The 15,886-nt window shown below is 71.7% G+C and carries 16 protein-coding genes; 11 read left to right on the top strand and 5 right to left on the bottom strand.

The window, feature by feature from the left end; all coding sequences use genetic code 11:
- The first annotated feature begins 4 nt into the window (after window positions 1-4).
- From ABZ848_RS43190 to ABZ848_RS43180, 3 genes are all read left to right on the top strand, one after another.
- Window positions 5-550 carry a sigma-70 family RNA polymerase sigma factor gene (locus tag ABZ848_RS43190; RefSeq protein ID WP_360841035.1) on the top strand — a complete coding sequence of 182 codons (546 nt, stop codon included), beginning with the start codon at window positions 5-7 and terminating at the stop codon, window positions 548-550.
- Complete coding sequence (locus ABZ848_RS43185; protein ID WP_360840986.1) at window positions 547-1,365, top strand: anti-sigma factor; 819 nt, start codon at window positions 547-549, stop codon at window positions 1,363-1,365. The genes ABZ848_RS43190 and ABZ848_RS43185 overlap by 4 nt, the downstream gene beginning before the upstream one ends.
- Before the next feature lie 126 nt (window positions 1,366-1,491).
- Complete coding sequence (locus ABZ848_RS43180) at window positions 1,492-1,758, top strand: hypothetical protein (protein ID WP_360840985.1); 267 nt, start codon at window positions 1,492-1,494, stop codon at window positions 1,756-1,758.
- A gap of 120 nt (window positions 1,759-1,878) precedes the next feature.
- On the opposite strand, the gene ABZ848_RS43175 is transcribed toward ABZ848_RS43180, so the two are convergent.
- Window positions 1,879-2,661, bottom strand: a complete 783-nt coding sequence (locus tag ABZ848_RS43175) for an ABC transporter permease (protein ID WP_360840983.1) — start codon at window positions 2,659-2,661, stop codon at window positions 1,879-1,881.
- A complete protein-coding gene (locus tag ABZ848_RS43170; RefSeq protein ID WP_360840982.1) occupies window positions 2,658-3,623 on the bottom strand; it encodes an ATP-binding cassette domain-containing protein in 966 nt (321 codons plus the stop codon). Before ABZ848_RS43170 ends, ABZ848_RS43175 begins: the two co-directional genes overlap by 4 nt.
- 63 nt (window positions 3,624-3,686) lie before the next feature.
- Between ABZ848_RS43170 and ABZ848_RS43165 the strand changes: the two genes are divergently transcribed.
- Window positions 3,687-4,406 (top strand): TetR/AcrR family transcriptional regulator, encoded by a 720-nt coding sequence (locus ABZ848_RS43165; protein WP_360840980.1) that lies wholly within the window; start codon window positions 3,687-3,689, stop codon window positions 4,404-4,406.
- Window positions 4,407-4,432: 26 nt separating this feature from the next.
- On the opposite strand, the gene ABZ848_RS43160 is transcribed toward ABZ848_RS43165, so the two are convergent.
- From ABZ848_RS43160 to hmgA, 3 genes are read right to left on the bottom strand one after another with little or no spacing between them, the layout of a single operon-like run.
- The gene (locus tag ABZ848_RS43160; protein WP_360840979.1) at window positions 4,433-5,596 is read right to left on the bottom strand and encodes a type ISP restriction/modification enzyme; all 1,164 of its coding nucleotides are present in this window, start codon (window positions 5,594-5,596) and stop codon (window positions 4,433-4,435) included.
- Window positions 5,597-5,622: 26 nt separating this feature from the next.
- Complete coding sequence (locus tag ABZ848_RS43155; RefSeq protein WP_360840978.1) at window positions 5,623-6,372, bottom strand: GntR family transcriptional regulator; 750 nt, start codon at window positions 6,370-6,372, stop codon at window positions 5,623-5,625.
- Between the two features lie 26 nt (window positions 6,373-6,398).
- Window positions 6,399-7,724 carry a homogentisate 1,2-dioxygenase gene (hmgA, locus tag ABZ848_RS43150; protein WP_360840977.1) on the bottom strand — a complete coding sequence of 442 codons (1,326 nt, stop codon included), beginning with the start codon at window positions 7,722-7,724 and terminating at the stop codon, window positions 6,399-6,401.
- Window positions 7,725-7,894: 170 nt separating this feature from the next.
- Between hmgA and ABZ848_RS43145 the strand changes: the two genes are divergently transcribed.
- The 7 genes from ABZ848_RS43145 to ABZ848_RS43115 all read left to right on the top strand — a co-directional run bounded on the left by ABZ848_RS43145 (window position 7,895) and on the right by ABZ848_RS43115 (window position 15,752).
- Complete coding sequence (locus ABZ848_RS43145) at window positions 7,895-8,542, top strand: hypothetical protein (RefSeq protein WP_360840975.1); 648 nt, start codon at window positions 7,895-7,897, stop codon at window positions 8,540-8,542.
- A complete protein-coding gene (locus tag ABZ848_RS43140) occupies window positions 8,539-9,159 on the top strand; it encodes a TetR/AcrR family transcriptional regulator (protein WP_360840974.1) in 621 nt (206 codons plus the stop codon). Before ABZ848_RS43145 ends, ABZ848_RS43140 begins: the two co-directional genes overlap by 4 nt.
- A gap of 143 nt (window positions 9,160-9,302) precedes the next feature.
- On the top strand, window positions 9,303-11,534 hold the full coding sequence (locus tag ABZ848_RS43135; RefSeq protein WP_360840973.1) for a molybdopterin oxidoreductase family protein: 2,232 nt from the start codon (window positions 9,303-9,305) through the stop codon (window positions 11,532-11,534).
- 87 nt (window positions 11,535-11,621) lie between these two features.
- Window positions 11,622-13,067, top strand: a complete 1,446-nt coding sequence (locus tag ABZ848_RS43130) for a CitMHS family transporter (protein ID WP_360840971.1) — start codon at window positions 11,622-11,624, stop codon at window positions 13,065-13,067.
- Window positions 13,068-13,090: 23 nt separating this feature from the next.
- Window positions 13,091-14,314, top strand: a complete 1,224-nt coding sequence (locus ABZ848_RS43125) for an MFS transporter (RefSeq protein WP_360840969.1) — start codon at window positions 13,091-13,093, stop codon at window positions 14,312-14,314.
- A 57-nt stretch (window positions 14,315-14,371) separates the two neighbouring features.
- A complete protein-coding gene (locus ABZ848_RS43120; protein ID WP_360840968.1) occupies window positions 14,372-15,004 on the top strand; it encodes a hypothetical protein in 633 nt (210 codons plus the stop codon).
- Window positions 14,991-15,752, top strand: coding sequence for a class F sortase (locus ABZ848_RS43115; protein WP_360840966.1), 762 nt, complete (start codon window positions 14,991-14,993; stop codon window positions 15,750-15,752). Before ABZ848_RS43120 ends, ABZ848_RS43115 begins: the two co-directional genes overlap by 14 nt.
- Window positions 15,753-15,886 lie beyond the last annotated feature (134 nt).

Below are 15,886 nucleotides of genomic sequence, written 5' to 3'. Positions count from 1 at the left end.
CGAGTTGGAGGCGGACGAACTTCTGGTGCTCGTCGCGGGCGGCGACCAGAAGGCATTCGAGGAGCTGTACGGCCTGGTGTCCGGTCCGGTGTTCGGACTGGTGCGCCGGGTCGTGCGGGACCCGGCGCAGTCGGAGGAGGTGGCTCAGGAAGTGCTGCTCGAACTCTGGCGGTCCGCCGCGCGGTTCGACCCCGGACGCGGCAGCGCGCTGTCCTGGGTCCTCACTCTGGCGCACCGCCGCGCCGTCGACCGCGTCCGCAGCGCCCGCGCGGCCGGCGAACGCGAGCAGCGCGAGGCCCGCCGGGCCGCCAACAACCCCGCCTTCGACCATGTGGCCGAGGAGGTCGAGGCCGGCCTGGAGCGCGAATGGGTGCGCCGCTGCCTGGACCGCCTCACCGCGCTGCAGCGCCAGTCCGTCACGCTCGCCTACTACGACGGCTACACGTACCGTGAAGTGGCCGACCGGCTCTCGCTGCCGCTGGGGACGGTCAAGACCCGTATGCGCGATGGACTCACCCAGCTGCGCAAATGCCTGGGAGGTGTCGCATGAGTCTCCTCGACCGAATGTTCCATCGCGGGGATCTGCACTCGCTCGCGGCGCCCTACGCGCTCGACGCCCTGGAACCGGGGGAGCGGATCCGCTTCGAGAAGCATCTGAAAGGCTGTGACATGTGCGCCGCCGAGGTACGGGCGCTGTCCGAGGACGCGGTACGGCTCGCCTGGTCGACGGCGGCTCCGGCGCCGGCCGCGATGCGCGACCGGGTGCTGGCCGCCGTACGCACGACTCCGCAGGAGCCGGGGCCGGTGCGGGAGCACACGCCGCAGCTGCCGCCGCACGTCTGGGGCACGCAGCCGCCGCCGGGACGCACCCGTGCGCCCCGCGAGCGCCGCCCCTTCTTCGTGCCGCTCGCCACGGCGACGGCCGCGGCGGCGCTCGTGGTGGCCTCCCTGTTCGCCGTGCAGGCCCGGCAGACCCAGGACAAGCTGGACGCCGCGCAGTCCCAGGCACGTGAGATCAACCACGTTCTCGCAGCTCCCGACGCGCGCGCGACCATCGGCAAGGACGCCCAGGGCCGAAGTCTGGGGGTGATCGCCTCGGCTTCCGAGGGGCAGGCGGTCGTCACCCTGAGCGGATACGGCGAACCGTCGGGCGGACGCGTGCACCAGCTGTGGCTCATGCGCCCCGGCGCGCAACCACGCTCCCTCGGGCTCTTCGAGGGCGGCGACACGCCCTTGGTCGCCACCGACCTCAACAAGTCGGCTACATCACTCGCTGTGACCGTCGAGCCCGACGGAGGCTCAGCACAGCCCACCAGCCAGCCCATTGTCCAACTCGCCCTGAAATCGGTTGGATTCGGAGAGTGACGAAGGAGGAGTCGTCAACACCCTTGCAGGGAAGGTGAATCCTGTGACCGCGATACACGAGTGCCCGGTTGGGGCGATAGGGTTACCCTGCCCGGGCCGGGTGGACTCGTACGGGTGGGGAGTGACATGGAACAGATAACACGTAGCAGGGCGAGGGTCCCTGCGATCACCTGCGGGAGCAGCGCGACCAGTTCGCGCCTCGACCGTCATCTCTCGGTGCTGGCGGGTCCCGCCGTGCCGCAGCAGAAGACGGCCGAGGCGACGTTGCTGATGCGTGAGCTGACCGCGCGTGACACCACGCAGAACCGCAGCGACAGGGGCGCGCGCATGCGTCGCGTCTCGCTCTTCGCGCCGCTGCGCCGGCTGACGCGTTCGCTCTTCGGCGGGCGCTGAGCCGCACCGGCGTTCCCGCGACCGGTGCGGCGTCGCGCCTGACCATGCCCTGGAGGTTGTCTTCGGTACGTTCCACCCGCTCGGTACCGAAGACAACCCCCCTTTCCCCGGCCGTCGGGGTCACCGCTCCCCGTGCGCGTACCTCCGCACGGCCAGCGGCAGGAACACCGCGATCAGCGCCACGCTCCACACCAGTGACCCGGCGACCGGATGCGTCACCGGCCAGGCGCCGTCCGCCGGCACCGGAGCGTTCCCGAACAGGTCCCGCAGGGCCGTCGTCACCGCGCTGATCGGATTCCACTCGGCCAGGGTCCGCAGCCACCCCGCGAGCCCGTCGGTCGGGATGTACGCGTTCGACAGCAGCGGCAGGATGAACGTCGAGGCCCCCAGCTGCCCGGCCGCGTCCTCGCTGCGGGTCAGCAGCCCGAGGAAGATCCCGACCGACGTGCACGCGAACCGGAACAGCAGCAACAGCCCCACCGCGCCCGCCACTTCGAGCACGCTCCCCTCGATCCGCCAGCCCACCGCGAGACCGACAAGGAGCAGCGGCACCGTCCCGATCGCCGTTACCACCAGGTCGGCCACTCCCTGCCCGAGCGGCACGGCGGCCCGGCTCACCGGCATCGTGCGGAACCGGTCCATGACACCCCGGTGCGAGTCGGCCGCCGCCTGGAACATCCCGGTCATGATCCCGCCCGCGGCGGTCGCCACCAGCAGCCCCGGCACCAGGAACGAGCGGTACTCGCGGCCCGGCATCGCCAGCGCGCTGCCGAAGACGTAACCGAAGAACAGCAGCATGTTGATCGGCATCACCTGGGTGAGGACCGCGAGCCCCGGGCTGTTGCGGACCCGCCGCAGCTGCCGGCCCACCATCGCCATGCCGTCGTAGGTCAACGCGCTCATACCGCGGGCTCCTTGTCGTCCACGTGCTCCGAGGAGCGGTCGGTCAGCCGGAGGAAGACGTCGTCCAGGGTCGGCGTGCGCAGGCTCGCGTCGAGCAACGGCACGCCCGCCGCGTCGAGTTCGCGCACCAGGCGCGGCAGGGTGAGCGTCGGGTCCCGGGTGACCGCGCCGACCGCGTGCCGCTCGTGGTCGAACGACGGCTGCGCGCCCGTGAGTTGGTCGAGCACGCCGGCCGCCTGCGCCATCACGTCGGGACCGGCGACGACCACCTCGACGTAGGACCCGATCAGCGCCTTGAACTGCGCCGGTGAACCGGTGTGCGCCACCCGCCCCCGGTCCACCAGGGCGATGTCGTCGGCGAGTTGGTCGGCCTCCTCCAGGTACTGCGTGGTCAGCAGCACCGTCGTCCCGTCCGCCGTGAGCTCGCGCACCGCCTCCCAGATCAGCGTGCGGCTGGCCGGGTCGAGTCCGGTGGTCGGCTCGTCCAGGAACAGCACCTCGGGACGGCGGATCAGGCTCGCCGCGAGGTCGAGGCGGCGGCGCATCCCGCCCGAGTACGTCGACGCGGGCCGGTCGGCGGCCTCGGTGAGGCCGAACCGGTCGAGGAGCTCACCGGCCCGCTCGCCGGGCGCCCGGACCCGGTGCAGCCGCGCGAACAGCCGCAGGTTCTCCCGGCCGGTCAGATCGCCGTCGACCGACGCGTACTGCCCGGTGACGCCGATGCTGCGCCGTACCGCCGCCGCCTCCCGCACCAGATCGTGCCCCGCGATCCGCGCGGAGCCCGCGTCCGGCCGCAGCAGCGTGGTCAGCAGCCGTACCGCCGTCGTCTTGCCCGCCCCGTTCGGCCCGAGGACACCGCAGACGGTGCCCTGGGCGACCGCGAGATCCAGCCCGCGCACCGCGTGCACATCGCCGAACCGCTTCTCCAGCCCTTCACTAAGTACAGCGTACGTAGTAGCCATGGGTCGACCATAGCGCACTACGTACGCTGTACGTAACTAGGATGGTGGCCGAGGTGATGATCGATGGCGGGCCGAGCGGCGGTACCCGAAGTGATCTGGGCGCGTCCCGAGCGGGCGGGCCGCGGGCCGAGGCCGGCGTACAGCCGCGCCGACATCGCGGCGGCGGCGGTGAAGCTCGCCGACGAGGGCGGCCTGGACGCGGTGTCGATGCGGCATGTCGCGGCCGAGCTGGGGTGCGGGACGATGTCCCTGTACAACTACGTCCCCCGTAAGGAGGACCTGTACGAGCTGATGGTGGACGCGGTCAGCGGCGAGCACGAGGAGTGGGAGCCGTCGGGGGACTGGCGGGCCGACATGCTGCGGGTGGCGCACCAGACGCGGACGCTGATGCACCGGCACCCCTGGCTGCCGCGGCTGATGTCACCGTTGTACGGCTTCAGCCCGAACGCGCTGCGGTACCTGGAGCGCTGCCTGGCCTGTCTGGATCCGCTCCAGGACATGAAGTACGGCATGAAGATGCAGCTGATCGGGCTGCTCAACGGTGTCGTGACGATGTACGTGTCCAACGAGCTGGCCACGGCCGAGCGGACCCGCAACCTGCCGTGGTCGGAAGAGCAGGAGAACGCGGTGCGGATCGCCTATCTGGGCAGTCAGATCGCCGGTGGGGCGTATCCCAGGATGGCGGCCGCGTTCATGGAGGACCCGGGGCCGATCGATCTGGACGCGGTGTTCGACCTGGCGCTGGCGCGGGTGCTGGACGCCTTCGATCCCGCCAGGGGCTAGACCGTCAGGGCCTGGACCGCCAGGGCTCAGATCAGCGCGAACTGGCCCTCGGGGCCTTCCTCGTGGTGGTCCAGCACCGAGGCCGGCTTCCGAGCCGTCTCCGGCACGGGAAGCACACCCGCCTTCGCCAGGTCGCCCGCCGAGACCGGCTCCGTGATCGTCAACTCCGCCTGCAGGGGCCGCACTTCCGCGAGCAGGGCGAGGACCGTGATCAGTTCGAGGAGCTCCGAGGTCCACGGCTGCGGCCAGGTCGTCGGACGGATCGCCGCGAGCGTGCCCGGCTCGGCCTCCGCGGTCCGCGTCGTGAACCACTGCTCCAGGACCCGCACCCCGGCCGCCTCGAAGTCCCAGGCCTCCGGCGGCACCGGCGAGATACGTCCCTCGTCCAGCAGCAGGGTCTCCTCGTCGCGGTCGTAGCCGACGGTGAGCGGGCGGGAGGGGAGGGGCGCGCGGACGTACGGGCGGCGGCCCCCGGGCAGCTTGGGGCGCTCGCCGTTGCGGCGCATCAGCCAGAGCATGCGGCGGCCCAACTCCACACCGCGCGACCAGAGTTCGGCGTCCTGGGTGAGCGGGACCGTCAGGTCCGCCCGTGCCGCCGCCAGGATCCAGGCCAGCACGTCCAGCGGCTCGACCGAGTGGCCCAGGCGGCTGCTCAGGTGCTCCAACAGGCCTGGCGCCAGGTTGGGTTCGCCGCCGCCGGGACGGCGGTACAGCGGCCGGACGCGGCCGGGGCGGAGGAGGGGAAGGTGGGGTGTCGCGAGGACGTGCGGCCCCGGAGGCTCCGCAGCGGCCTCGACGACGAAGACCTGGTGTTCGTCCGCCACCCGCCACAACTCCGGCCGGGCCGAGTCGATCAGCCGGTGGTCCGGGATCAGCCACTGCTCGTCGAAGGGGGCGTGCAGGATCCGTACCGGCTCCGGGGCGGGGCCCGAGGCGCGGACGAGCTTCTCCGTGCCGCTCGACTGGCCCGGCAGCTGCCCGACCGCGGAGTGCAGGGTGCGCGAGCGGGTCGGCTCGAACAGGGCCTCCCGGTCGGGGCCGTCGGCCTTGAGCAGCGCGTCCCAGCGGGCCTTCAGGGATGCCGCGTCGGGGCCCGTCGGCCACCCCCGGCCGAGCCGCGGCGGTGCGACGGACCACGGCATGAGGTCCGCCAGCGGCGGAGCGTCGTCGTGTTGCGTCACGCTCGGCATCGTACGACCTGGCACGGACAGTGAGCTCATGTGGCGTCCAGGGTCACCGTGAACGAGAAGCGGTCACCCCGGTAGTGGATCACCGCCGCGTCCAGCACCCTTCCCGCCCCGTCGTAGGTCACACCCGTGTAGTGCAGGATCGGGCTGAGCAGCGGGACTTGGAGCAGCCGCGCCGTCTCCGGATCGGCGAGCCGGGCCTCCACCGTGTCCGTGATACGGCTGATGTCCGCCCGTACGACGTCCCGCAGCACCCTGGTCATCGGCCAGCGCACCAGGTCCGACGGGTCGATGCGGTCGGCGATCTCGGGACGGACGTAGTTGCGCGCGTGGTTCGTCGGCTCGCCCGTCTTCTCGTCGCTGCGCAGGCGGTGGTACGTGGCCACCTCGTCGATCTCCGGGAAGTACTCGGCGAGTTCGGCCGGCACGGGCGCGTGGCCGTGCTCCAGCAGCTCGGTCGTCATGCCGGACTGCTGGGCCACGATCGCGTCCACCGAGCCCAGCAGGCGGACCGGGGTGCCCCGCCGGGCGTCGGGCTCGATGAAGGTGCCCCGGCGCCGGTGCCGGGTGATCAGGCCCTCGTCCTCCAGCTCCTTCAGCGCCTGCCGCATGGTCAGCACACTCACCCCGTAGTGCCCCGCCAGCTGCTCCTCGGTGGGCAGCCGGAGGGGGTCCTGGGGCGAGCGGCCGAGTATCGAGGCGCGCAGGGACTGCGAGACCTGGTACCAGAGCGGCAGCTTGCGGTTCAGGACGATCGAGTCCGGGGCGAAGGAGGTCACGGCCTATCCGTACCGGTCGTTCGCGATCAGTGCAACGGGCGGAAGTGGCGCTCCAGGCCCTTCCACACGTCGTCGTAGTGCGGTTGCAGGTGCTCCGCCTGGGCCGCGTGCGCGGTGAGCGTGACCGGCCAGCGGGTCTCGAACATGAACGCAAGCCCGTCGTCGACCTTCTGCGGCTTCAGCTCGGCGGCGCTCGCCCGGTCGAACGTCTCCCGGTCCGGACCGTGCGCCGACATCATGTTGTGCAGCGAGCCGCCGCCGGGCACGAAACCCCCCTTCCCGGCCGTCTTCGCGTCGTACGCGCCCTCGATCAGGCCCATGTACTCGCTCATCACGTTCCGGTGGAAGTACGGCGGCCGGAAGGTGTCCTCGCCGACCAGCCAGCGCGGCGCGAACACCACGAAGTCGACGCCGGCCAGGCCCGGGGTGTCCGACGGAGACGTCAGCACCGTGAAGATCGACGGATCGGGATGGTCGTACGAGATGGTCCCGATGACGTTGAAACGGCGCAGGTCGTAGACGTACGGCACATGGTTGCCGTGCCAGGCGACGACATCGAGCGGGGAGTGGTCGTACGTCGCCTGCCAGAGGTTGCCGCAGAACTTGTTCACCACCTCCACCGGGCCCTCGACGTCCTCGTACGCGGCGACGGGTGCCCGGAAGTCACGGGCGTTCGCGAGGCCGTTGGCGCCGATCGGGCCGAGGTCGGGGAGGCGGAAGGGGGCGCCGTAGTTCTCGCACACATAACCGCGGGCGGAAGTATCGAGCAGCTCCACACGGAAGCGCACCCCACGGGGGATGAGCGCCACATGTCCCGGCTCCGCGTGCAGCAGCCCGAACTCCGTGTGCAGCAGCAGGCCGCCCTGCTCCGGGACGATCAGCAGCTCGCCGTCGGCGTCGCTGAAGACGCGGTCCATCGAGGCGTTGGCGTGGTAGAGGTGCACGGCCATGCCGGTGCGCTGGGTCGCGTCGCCGTTGCCGCCGAGGGTCCACAGGCCGGCCAGGAAGTCGGTGCCGTCGGCGGGGTCGGGGAGCGGGTTCCAGCGCAGGCGGTTGGGGTCGGGGACGGACTCGGTGAAGGGGGCCGTGCGGATCCAGCCGTTGTGGGTGTGCGTGAAGGGCGGGTGGGCGGCCGAGGGGCGGATGCGGTAGAGCCAGGAGCGGCGGTTGTGGGCGCGCGGCTCGGTGAAGGCCGAACCGCTCAGCTGCTCGGCGTACAGCCCGAGGGGTGCGCGCTGCGGCGAGTTGCGGCCCTCGGGCAGGGCGCCGGGCACCGCCTCGGAGCTGTGCTCGTTGCCGAAGCCGGAGAGGTAGGTCAGCCCCTCGGCGGTCTTGCGCGCTTCCCAGCTCATGATCGCTCCCTTGCGACTCCATTCCTATGTAACACCGTAGGATTGCGGTTTCGCGGGCGCAAGAGGTCCACCGGACCTCCTCACCAGCGGGGAATCTCCTCACCAGGGAGGAACGAGAACAGGACTCCAGGGGGATCCGACTGTCGGACCGTTGTTCTACGCTCCCGGGCATGTCGTGGACGCGGGGAGTTCTTGCCGTGCTCGCGGCCTGTGTGCTGCTCCTGGGCGGATCCGCGGGCTGCGGGTCCAGTGGTGCGCACGAGGGGAAGGCCGGCGCGTCGACCTCCCCCGTGGGCAAGATCCTCGACGGCACCGACAAGGAGGGGCGGCATCTGCGCGAGGTGGACAAGAAGGGCGCGCCCGAGGTCGGCATCGAGGTGCGGCCCGACACCGACGACACCTGGGACGTACGGCTGACCGTGCGCAACTTCCGCTTCTCGCCCGCCGGGACGAAGTCGCAGGCGGTGGCCGGCCGTGGCTTCGCCTACCTCTTCGTCGACGACCGCCTGGTCACCCGGCTGCGCGGCACCGCGTACCGCCTCCCGGCCCGGCTCGTCCCGCGCGGGACCCACCACGTCACGGCCCGGCTGTACGCCGACGACGGCACGGTGTGGGCCGTGAACGGCGAGCCCGTGCAGAACACGGCCGACATCACCGCCTCGGAGCCGGACGGCACGGCGAGCGGCCCCCCGGACGCCTCCGCTCCCGGCACCGCCACTGCGAGTGACGCCCCGGACACGGCCGGGATGAGTGCATCGGGCATCAACCTCCGTACAGGGGGGCGAGGTTCACCGGAAGGCGTCGGAAAGGCATCATGAAACCCGTGCCCCACGCGACATCGCTACGCCGAGCGCCCGTGCAGCGGCGCAGCGCCGAACGGCTCACCAGGATCCTCGACGCCTGCGCCGACCTCCTCGACGAGGTCGGCTACGACGCCCTGTCCACCCGCGCCGTCGCCCTGCGCGCCGGCGTCCCCATCGGCTCGGTCTACCGCTTCTTCGGCAACAAGCGGCAGATGGCCGACGCCCTGGCCCAGCGCAACCTGGAGCGCTTCACGGACAACGTCACCGAGCGCCTCCAGAAGGCCACCGGTGAGGGCGGCTGGCGCACCGCGATGGACGCCGTCCTCGACGAGTACCTGGCCATGAAGCGCACCGCCCCCGGCTTCTCCCTCGTCGACTTCGGCAACCAGATCCCGGTCGGCGCCCGCCACGCCGAACCCAACCACCGCGTCGCCGACCGCCTCACCGACCTGCTCTCCGGCTATCTCGACCGCGAGCCGGACGAGGACCTGCGCCGCACCTTCCTGATCGCCGTGGAAACCGCGGACACCCTGGTCCACCTGGCCTTCCGGGTGGCCCCGGAGGGCGACGAGAAGATCATCGAGGAGGCGCGGGAGATGCTGCGGGCGTATCTGGCGCGGGTGCTGGACTGACCGCTGCGGGCCGGCCCGGCGCGTGTCGGGCCGACGGCTCGCGGGTATCCGACCTCACCCCCGAGAGGACTCCCGCCCGTGCATACCGGTCGGTATGCTCGCCCGTGTACGAGCGTCATCGTCGCCGCCCTCCGGGAGGACCCGTGTCCCGCACCGCCCTGCGAATCTGCCCCCTGTGCGAGGCCACCTGCGGGCTGACCCTCACCGTCGAGGGCACCCGGGTCACCGGCGCCCGCGGCGACCGTGACGACGTGTTCAGCAAGGGGTTCATCTGCCCGAAGGGCGCCTCCTTCGGTGCCGTCGACGGTGATCCCGACCGGCTGCGGACCCCGCTGGTGCGCAAGGACGGCGAGCTGCGCGAGGCCACCTGGGGCGAGGCCTTCGACGCCGTGGCGGCCGGCGTGCGCGGCGTCGTCGAGCGGTACGGTCCGCACTCCGTCGGCGTCGTCCTCGGCAACCCGAACGTGCACACCGTGGCCGGCGGCCTCTACCCGCCCGTGCTGCTCGCCGGCCTCGGCACCCGCAGCGTCTTCACCGCGTCCACCGTCGACCAGATGCCCAAGCACGTCTCCAGCGGGCTGCTGTTCGGGGACGCCAATGCCATCCCCGTGCCGGACCTGGACCACACCGACCACCTGCTCCTGATCGGCGCCAACCCCCTTGAGTCCAACGGGAGTCTGTGCACCGCCCCCGACTTCCCCGGCAAGCTCAAGGCCCTCAAGGCCCGCGGCGGCACCCTCACCGTCATCGACCCGCGCCGCACCCGCACCGCCAAGCTCGCCGACCGCCACATCGCGATCCGCCCCGGCACCGACGCGCTGCTCCTCGCGGCGATGGCGTACACCCTCTTCGAGGAAGGCCTGGTGGATCTGGGGGAGTTGGCGCCGCACGTCATGGGTGTCGAGGAACTCCGGGACGCCGTACGGGACTTCACACCCGAGGCCGTCACCGCCGCCTGTGACGTCGAGGCCCCGCTCATCCGCACCCTGGCCCGCGAGCTCGCCGGCGCGCCAACCGCCGCCGTGTACGGGCGCATCGGCAGCTGCACCGTCCCGTACGGCACCCTCGGCAGCTGGCTGGTCGACGTCCTCAACATCCTCACCGGCAACCTCGACCGCCCCGGTGGCGCCCTCTTCCCGCAGGCCGCCACCGACCGCACACCCCGCCCCGCCGGACCCAGCCACGGCTTCGCCCTGGGCCGCTGGCACTCGCGGGTGAGCGGGCACCCCGAGGCGAAGGGCGAGTTGCCGCTGTCCGCGCTCGCCGAGGAGATCGACACCGCGACCGCGGAGGGCGAGCCCATCCGGGCGCTCATCACCGCCGCCGCCAACCCCGTGCTGTCGGCACCCGACGGCGACCGGCTGGACAAGGCTCTGGACGGCCTGGACTTCATGGTCAGCATCGACCCGTACCTGAACGAGACCACACGTCACGCCGACGTCGTCCTGCCGCCGCCCCCGCCCTCCCAGAGCGCCCACCACGACTTCGCCTTCAACACCCTCGCCGTCCGCAATCAGGTCCGCTACACCCGCCCCGCCGTCCCGCTGGAGCCGGGCCGCATGGCCGAGGCGGAGATCTTCGCCCGGCTGATCCTCGCCGCGACCGGCATGCACGGCGCCGACCCGTCGGCCGTCGACGACCTGGTCGTCGGCCAGACCCTGGGCAAGGCGGTCAAGGAGCCGTGGTCCCCGGTGCACGGCCGCGACCCCAAGGAACTCGCCGGCCTGCTGACCGGTGAGAACGGCCCCGAGCGCCGGATCGACATGATGCTGCGCCTCGGCCCCTACGGCGACGGCTTCGGCGTACGACCGGACGGGCTGTCGCTTGAGGAGCTGCTCGCGCACCCGCACGGCATCGATCTCGGGCCGCTGCGGTCACGCCTGCCGCAGCCGCTGAAGACCCGCAGCGGCAAGGTGGAGCTGCTGCCGCAGCCGATCGCCGAGGACCTCCCGAGGCTCCGGCGCTCCCTCACCGAACTTCCCGCCGGGCTCGTCCTCGTCGGCCGCCGCCATCTGCGCTCCAACAACAGCTGGATGCACAACGTCCCCGCCCTCACCGGCGGCACCAACCGCTGCACGCTGCACATCCACCCCGAGGACGCCGAGCGGCTCGGGGTGCGGGACGGGGACGCCGTACGCGTGAAGGGGGCCGGGGGAGAGGTGACGGCTCCCGCGGAGGTCACGGACGGCGTGCGCCGGGGCGTGGTCAGCCTGCCGCACGGCTGGGGCCACGACCGCCCCGGCACCCGCCTCAGCCACGCCGCGACCGACCCCGGCGTCAATGTCAACCAGCTCCTCGACGGCAGCCTGCTCGACCCGCTGTCGGGCAACGCGGTCCTCAACGGAGTGCCCATCGAGATCATGGCGCAGCTGTGACCTGCAGTTTTGCGCTTATTGCTCACGCGTCAACGTCTTGTTAACGCCGTTTGAACGGACCTAACGTTCCTCGCACCGCCTGCCCCGGTGGAATGTTCAAGGGCGAACGTTAGGTATCCACTCATGCTGACCATCCTCGGCTTCGCCATGATCGCGACCTTCCTGGTCCTGATCATGCTGAAGAAGATGTCGCCGATCGCGGCGCTCGTGCTGATCCCGGCGCTGTTCTGCGTCTTCGTCGGCAAGGGCGCCCACCTCGGCGACTACGTCATCGACGGCGTCACCAGCCTCGCCCCCACCGCGGCGATGCTCATGTTCGCGATCGTCTACTTCGGTGTGATGATCGACGTCGGCCTCTTCGACCCGGTCGTCCGGGCCATCCTGAAGTTCTGCAAGGCCGACCCGCTGCGGATCGTCGTCGGTACGGCCGTGCTCGCCGCGATCGTCTCGCTCGACGGCGACGGCTCCACCACCTTCATGATCACCGTCTCGGCGATGTACCCGCTGTACAAGCGCCTGAAGATGAGCCTGGTCGTGATGACCGGTGTGGCCGCGATGGCCAACGGCGTGATGAACACGCTCCCGTGGGGCGGCCCGACCGCCCGCGCCGCCACCGCGTTGAAGCTCGACGCCAGCGACATCTTCGTGCCGATGATCCCGGCGCTCGCCATGGGCCTGGTCTTCGTCATCGCGCTCGCGTACGTCCTCGGCCGTCGCGAGCGCAAGCGGCTCGGCGTGCTGACGCTGGACGAGGTGCTGGAGCCCCAGGAGGCCGAGACCGTGCTCGTCGGCGCGGGCGGTTCCGACGGCAAGGCCCGCACGGCGAGCGGCGGTTCGGGCGCCGGCGCCGGCACCCACGCCGACCTCCCGGAGGACTCCGAGGACGAGGGCTTCCAGGGCCTCGACCCGAACCGGGCCACCCTGCGCCCCAAGCTGTACTGGTTCAACGCGCTGCTCACAGTCGTCCTGCTGACCGCCATGATCATGGAGTGGCTGCCGATCCCGGTGCTGTTCCTGCTCGGCGCCGCGACCGCGCTCACCGTCAACTTCCCGCACATCCCCGACCAGAAGGCCCGCCTGGCCGCCCACGCCGAGAACGTCCTGAACGTCTCCGGCATGGTCTTCGCCGCCGCCGTCTTCACCGGCGTCCTGCAGGGCACCGGCATGGTCGACCACATGGCCAGGTGGCTGGTCGACAACATCCCGGACGGCATGGGCCCGCACATGGCCTTCGTCACCGGCGTCCTGAGCATCCCGCTCACGTACTTCATGTCGAACGACGGCTTCTACTTCGGCATCCTCCCGGTGCTCGCCGAGGCCGGCCAGGCCCACGGGGTCTCCTCCCTGGAGATCGCCCGTGCCTCCCTCGTCGGCCAGCCCCTGCACATGTCCAGCCCGCTCGTCCCGGCCGTCTACGTCCTGGTCGGCATGGCCAAGGTGGAGTTCGGCGACCACACCAGGTTCGTGGTCAAGTGGGCCGCCCTCACATCACTCGTGGTGCTCGGGGCAGGAATCCTGTTCGGCATCATCTGACCCGAACGACGGAGGACCTGAACATGGGGCCCGGTAGGAACCGCGGCTGGCTGCTACGCCTCGTCATCGCCTTCGGCTTCGCGCAGGGGGCGGTGTCGATGGCCCGGCCGGCCGTCTCCTACCGGGCCCTCGCGCTGGGCGCCGACGAACGGGCGATCGGCGTCATCGCGGGCGTCTACGCCCTGCTCCCGCTCTTCGTCGCCGTACCGCTGGGCCGCCGCACCGACCACGGCCGCTGCGCACCCCTGCTGCCGGCCGGCGTGATCCTCATAGCGGGCGGCTGCGCGCTCAGCGGCACGGCCAACTCCCTCTGGACGATGGCGATCTGGAGCGGAGTCATGGGCCTCGGCCACCTCTGCTTCGTGATCGGCTCCCAGTCCCTGGTCGCCCGCCAGTCCGCCCCGCACGAACAGGACCGCAACTTCGGCCACTTCACCATCGGTGCCTCGCTCGGCCAGCTGATCGGCCCGATCGCCGCGGGCGCGCTGATCGGCGGCCCGGACATGGCGGGCACGAGCGCCAAGGCGCTGGTGGTGGCTGGTGCGGGGGCGGCGGTCGCGTTCACCTCGCTGTGGCGCATCGAGGACCGTACGGCCGTCAAGTCCCGTACCGCACAAGGCGATCGCGTCCCGGTCGGCTCCATCCTGCGCGCCCGGGGCGTCCCCGCGGGCATGCTCATCAGCCTCTCGGTCCTGTCCGCCACCGACATCCTCACCGCCTACCTCCCGGTGGTCGGCGAGCACCGGGGCATCGCGCCGACGGTGATCGGCGTGCTGCTCAGCATTCGGGCGGGTGCGACGATCGCCTGCCGGCTCGTCCTGACTCCCTTGCTACGACTGCTCGGCCGGCCCCTGCTGCTGACGGTGACGTGTCTGCTGGCCGCGGTGCTGTGCGCCGGCGTCGCGCTGTCGGTGCCGGTGTGGGTGCTCGGGCTGATGCTGGCGGTCCTGGGGTTCTGTCTCGGCGTCGGTCAGCCGCTGTCCATGACGACGGTCGTGCAGGCGGCGCCCGACGGCGCCCGTTCGACCGCGCTCGCGCTGCGGCTCACCGGCAACCGGCTCGGCCAGGTGGCTGCGCCGGCCGCGGCAGGTCTGGTCGCCGGGGTCGCGGGGGTGGCGGCGCCGTTCGTGATGCTGGGCGGACTGCTGTTGCTGTCGGCGGGGGTGGCCATGCGGTCGCCTGCTCCAGAAGGAGGAAATCCGGCGGGGCGCAGGGCCGCGCTTCCGCAATCCGTGCGCCGTATGTGAAAGAGAGTCAGACGAACTGCGATTTGTATGAAAATCGTCTGACTCGGAGGCGCCCGCATGTCCACCACACCCTTGTCACACCGCGCCGGTGTGCGCGTCGCCGCCGTGGCGGCCCTGACCGTCGCGGGGAGCACACTCCTCGTCTCGCCCGCGCTCGCGGCGCCCGGTGACAACGGAGACGTCAAGATCCACGAGGTGGGCACTCCGTTCACCGACCAGCGGAACGAGCCGAAGGTCTGCGACTTCTACCTCGCGGCCTTCAACTTCGACGGAACGCCCCCGCCCGAGGAGGTCACCTGGAGCATCGACCCGCAGTCCAACGGGCCCGGCGCGGGCACCGGCCACCTCGACGGCAAGCTCACTGTCGCCGCCGACGGCTCGGCCCACACCATGCCGCTCGGCCTGCCCAACGGGATGTACAAGCTGACCTGGAAGACGAACAAGCAGCACGGCGCGGGCAAGTTCAAGGTCTTCAAGGTCGACTGCGCGTCTCCTAAGCCGACCCCGAGCACGCCGGGCGGTCCCGGCGGCATGACCGGCGGCCCCAACGGCGGCCCGCCAGCCGGAGGTGGCGGGCTGGCCCGGGACGCCGCGATCAGCCCGGTCGCCGGCGCCGCGGCGGTCGGTCTCGCCGCGGTCACCGGCGCGGTCTGGTTCCGCCTCCGCCGCCGCCCGCATGGCGCGTCGTAGACACAGGCGCAGGCCCTGGTACCGGACGCGCGCCTACCGCCTGACGCGAACGGTCGTCCTGACCGCCGCGCTGGTGACGGGCGCCGTCCGGTGCACCCAGGGCGGGGACCCGGCCGGCACCGAGGCGGGCCGGGCCGCACGATCCGACGCCGGGGCCGGCCAGGACGGTCGGGCCGGCGCCGGTCCGGACGCGCCGTCCGGCAGCACGCCCGCCACGAGCGGTTCCCACGGCATCGCCGCCGACCCGCGCCCCGCCCACCCCCGTCGGCAGCCGCCCCCGCCCCACCCCCTGCCCCGCTCCCGCCCCACTCGCGTCCTCGTCCCCTACATCGGCGTGGACGCCCCCGTCATCCCGCTCGGCCTCGACCGCGACCACCGGCTCACCGCACCCCCGGAGGGCGACGCCGACCAGGTCGGCTGGTACGAGCGCGGGCCCTCGCCCGGCGAGCAGGGCACCACCGTGCTCGTCGGGCACCTGGACACCGACAGCGGCCCCGCCGTCTTCGCCGGGCTGCACGAGCTCGGCCCCGGTCACCTCGTCGAGGTGCGGCGCGCGGACGGACGAACCGCCGTCTACACCGTCGACGCCGTGCGGACGTACGAGAAGGCGCACTTCCCGAACCGGGAGGTGTACGGCGCCCGTTCGCGCCCCGAGCTGCGGCTGATCACCTGCGGCGGTGCCTACCACCGCCGTACCGGATACGCGGGCAACACCGTCGTCTTCGCGTACCTCACCCGCACCAAATGAAGGCAGGCGCCCGCACGCCACCCGCTGAAGGGGATCGTCCGCTTTTTCACAGGGTGAACCGGACCGCCCGAACTCTTCCCCCGGCCGCACACATTCCGTTAACTTCCGTGACCCGGACGCCCCTCAAGGAGCGT

The sequence above is a fragment of the Streptomyces sp. NPDC047081 genome (genome assembly GCF_040643775.1).
Taxonomy (GTDB): Bacteria; Actinomycetota; Actinomycetes; order Streptomycetales; family Streptomycetaceae; genus Streptomyces.
The sequence above is the reverse complement of the archived record's forward strand: the minus strand, read 5'-3'. Positions and strand labels throughout refer to the sequence as shown.

Bases quoted from the DNA above. Each gene is read 5' to 3' on its own strand.
- ABZ848_RS43180 (WP_360840985.1), top strand. From the start codon at position 1,492: ATGGAACAGATAACACGTAGCAGGGCGAGGGTCCCTGCGATCACCTGC.
- ABZ848_RS43140 (WP_360840974.1), top strand. From the start codon at position 8,539: ATGAAACCCGTGCCCCACGCGACATCGCTACGCCGAGCGCCCGTGCAG.
- ABZ848_RS43175 (WP_360840983.1), bottom strand. From the start codon at position 2,661: ATGAGCGCGTTGACCTACGACGGCATGGCGATGGTGGGCCGGCAGCTG.
- hmgA (WP_360840977.1), bottom strand. From the start codon at position 7,724: ATGAGCTGGGAAGCGCGCAAGACCGCCGAGGGGCTGACCTACCTCTCC.
- ABZ848_RS43120 (WP_360840968.1), top strand. From the start codon at position 14,372: ATGTCCACCACACCCTTGTCACACCGCGCCGGTGTGCGCGTCGCCGCC.
- ABZ848_RS43115 (WP_360840966.1), top strand. From the start codon at position 14,991: ATGGCGCGTCGTAGACACAGGCGCAGGCCCTGGTACCGGACGCGCGCC.
- ABZ848_RS43170 (WP_360840982.1), bottom strand. From the start codon at position 3,623: ATGGCTACTACGTACGCTGTACTTAGTGAAGGGCTGGAGAAGCGGTTC.
- ABZ848_RS43185 (WP_360840986.1), top strand. From the start codon at position 547: ATGAGTCTCCTCGACCGAATGTTCCATCGCGGGGATCTGCACTCGCTC.
- ABZ848_RS43145 (WP_360840975.1), top strand. From the start codon at position 7,895: ATGTCGTGGACGCGGGGAGTTCTTGCCGTGCTCGCGGCCTGTGTGCTG.
- ABZ848_RS43125 (WP_360840969.1), top strand. From the start codon at position 13,091: ATGGGGCCCGGTAGGAACCGCGGCTGGCTGCTACGCCTCGTCATCGCC.
- ABZ848_RS43165 (WP_360840980.1), top strand. From the start codon at position 3,687: ATGGCGGGCCGAGCGGCGGTACCCGAAGTGATCTGGGCGCGTCCCGAG.
- ABZ848_RS43160 (WP_360840979.1), bottom strand. From the start codon at position 5,596: ATGCCGAGCGTGACGCAACACGACGACGCTCCGCCGCTGGCGGACCTC.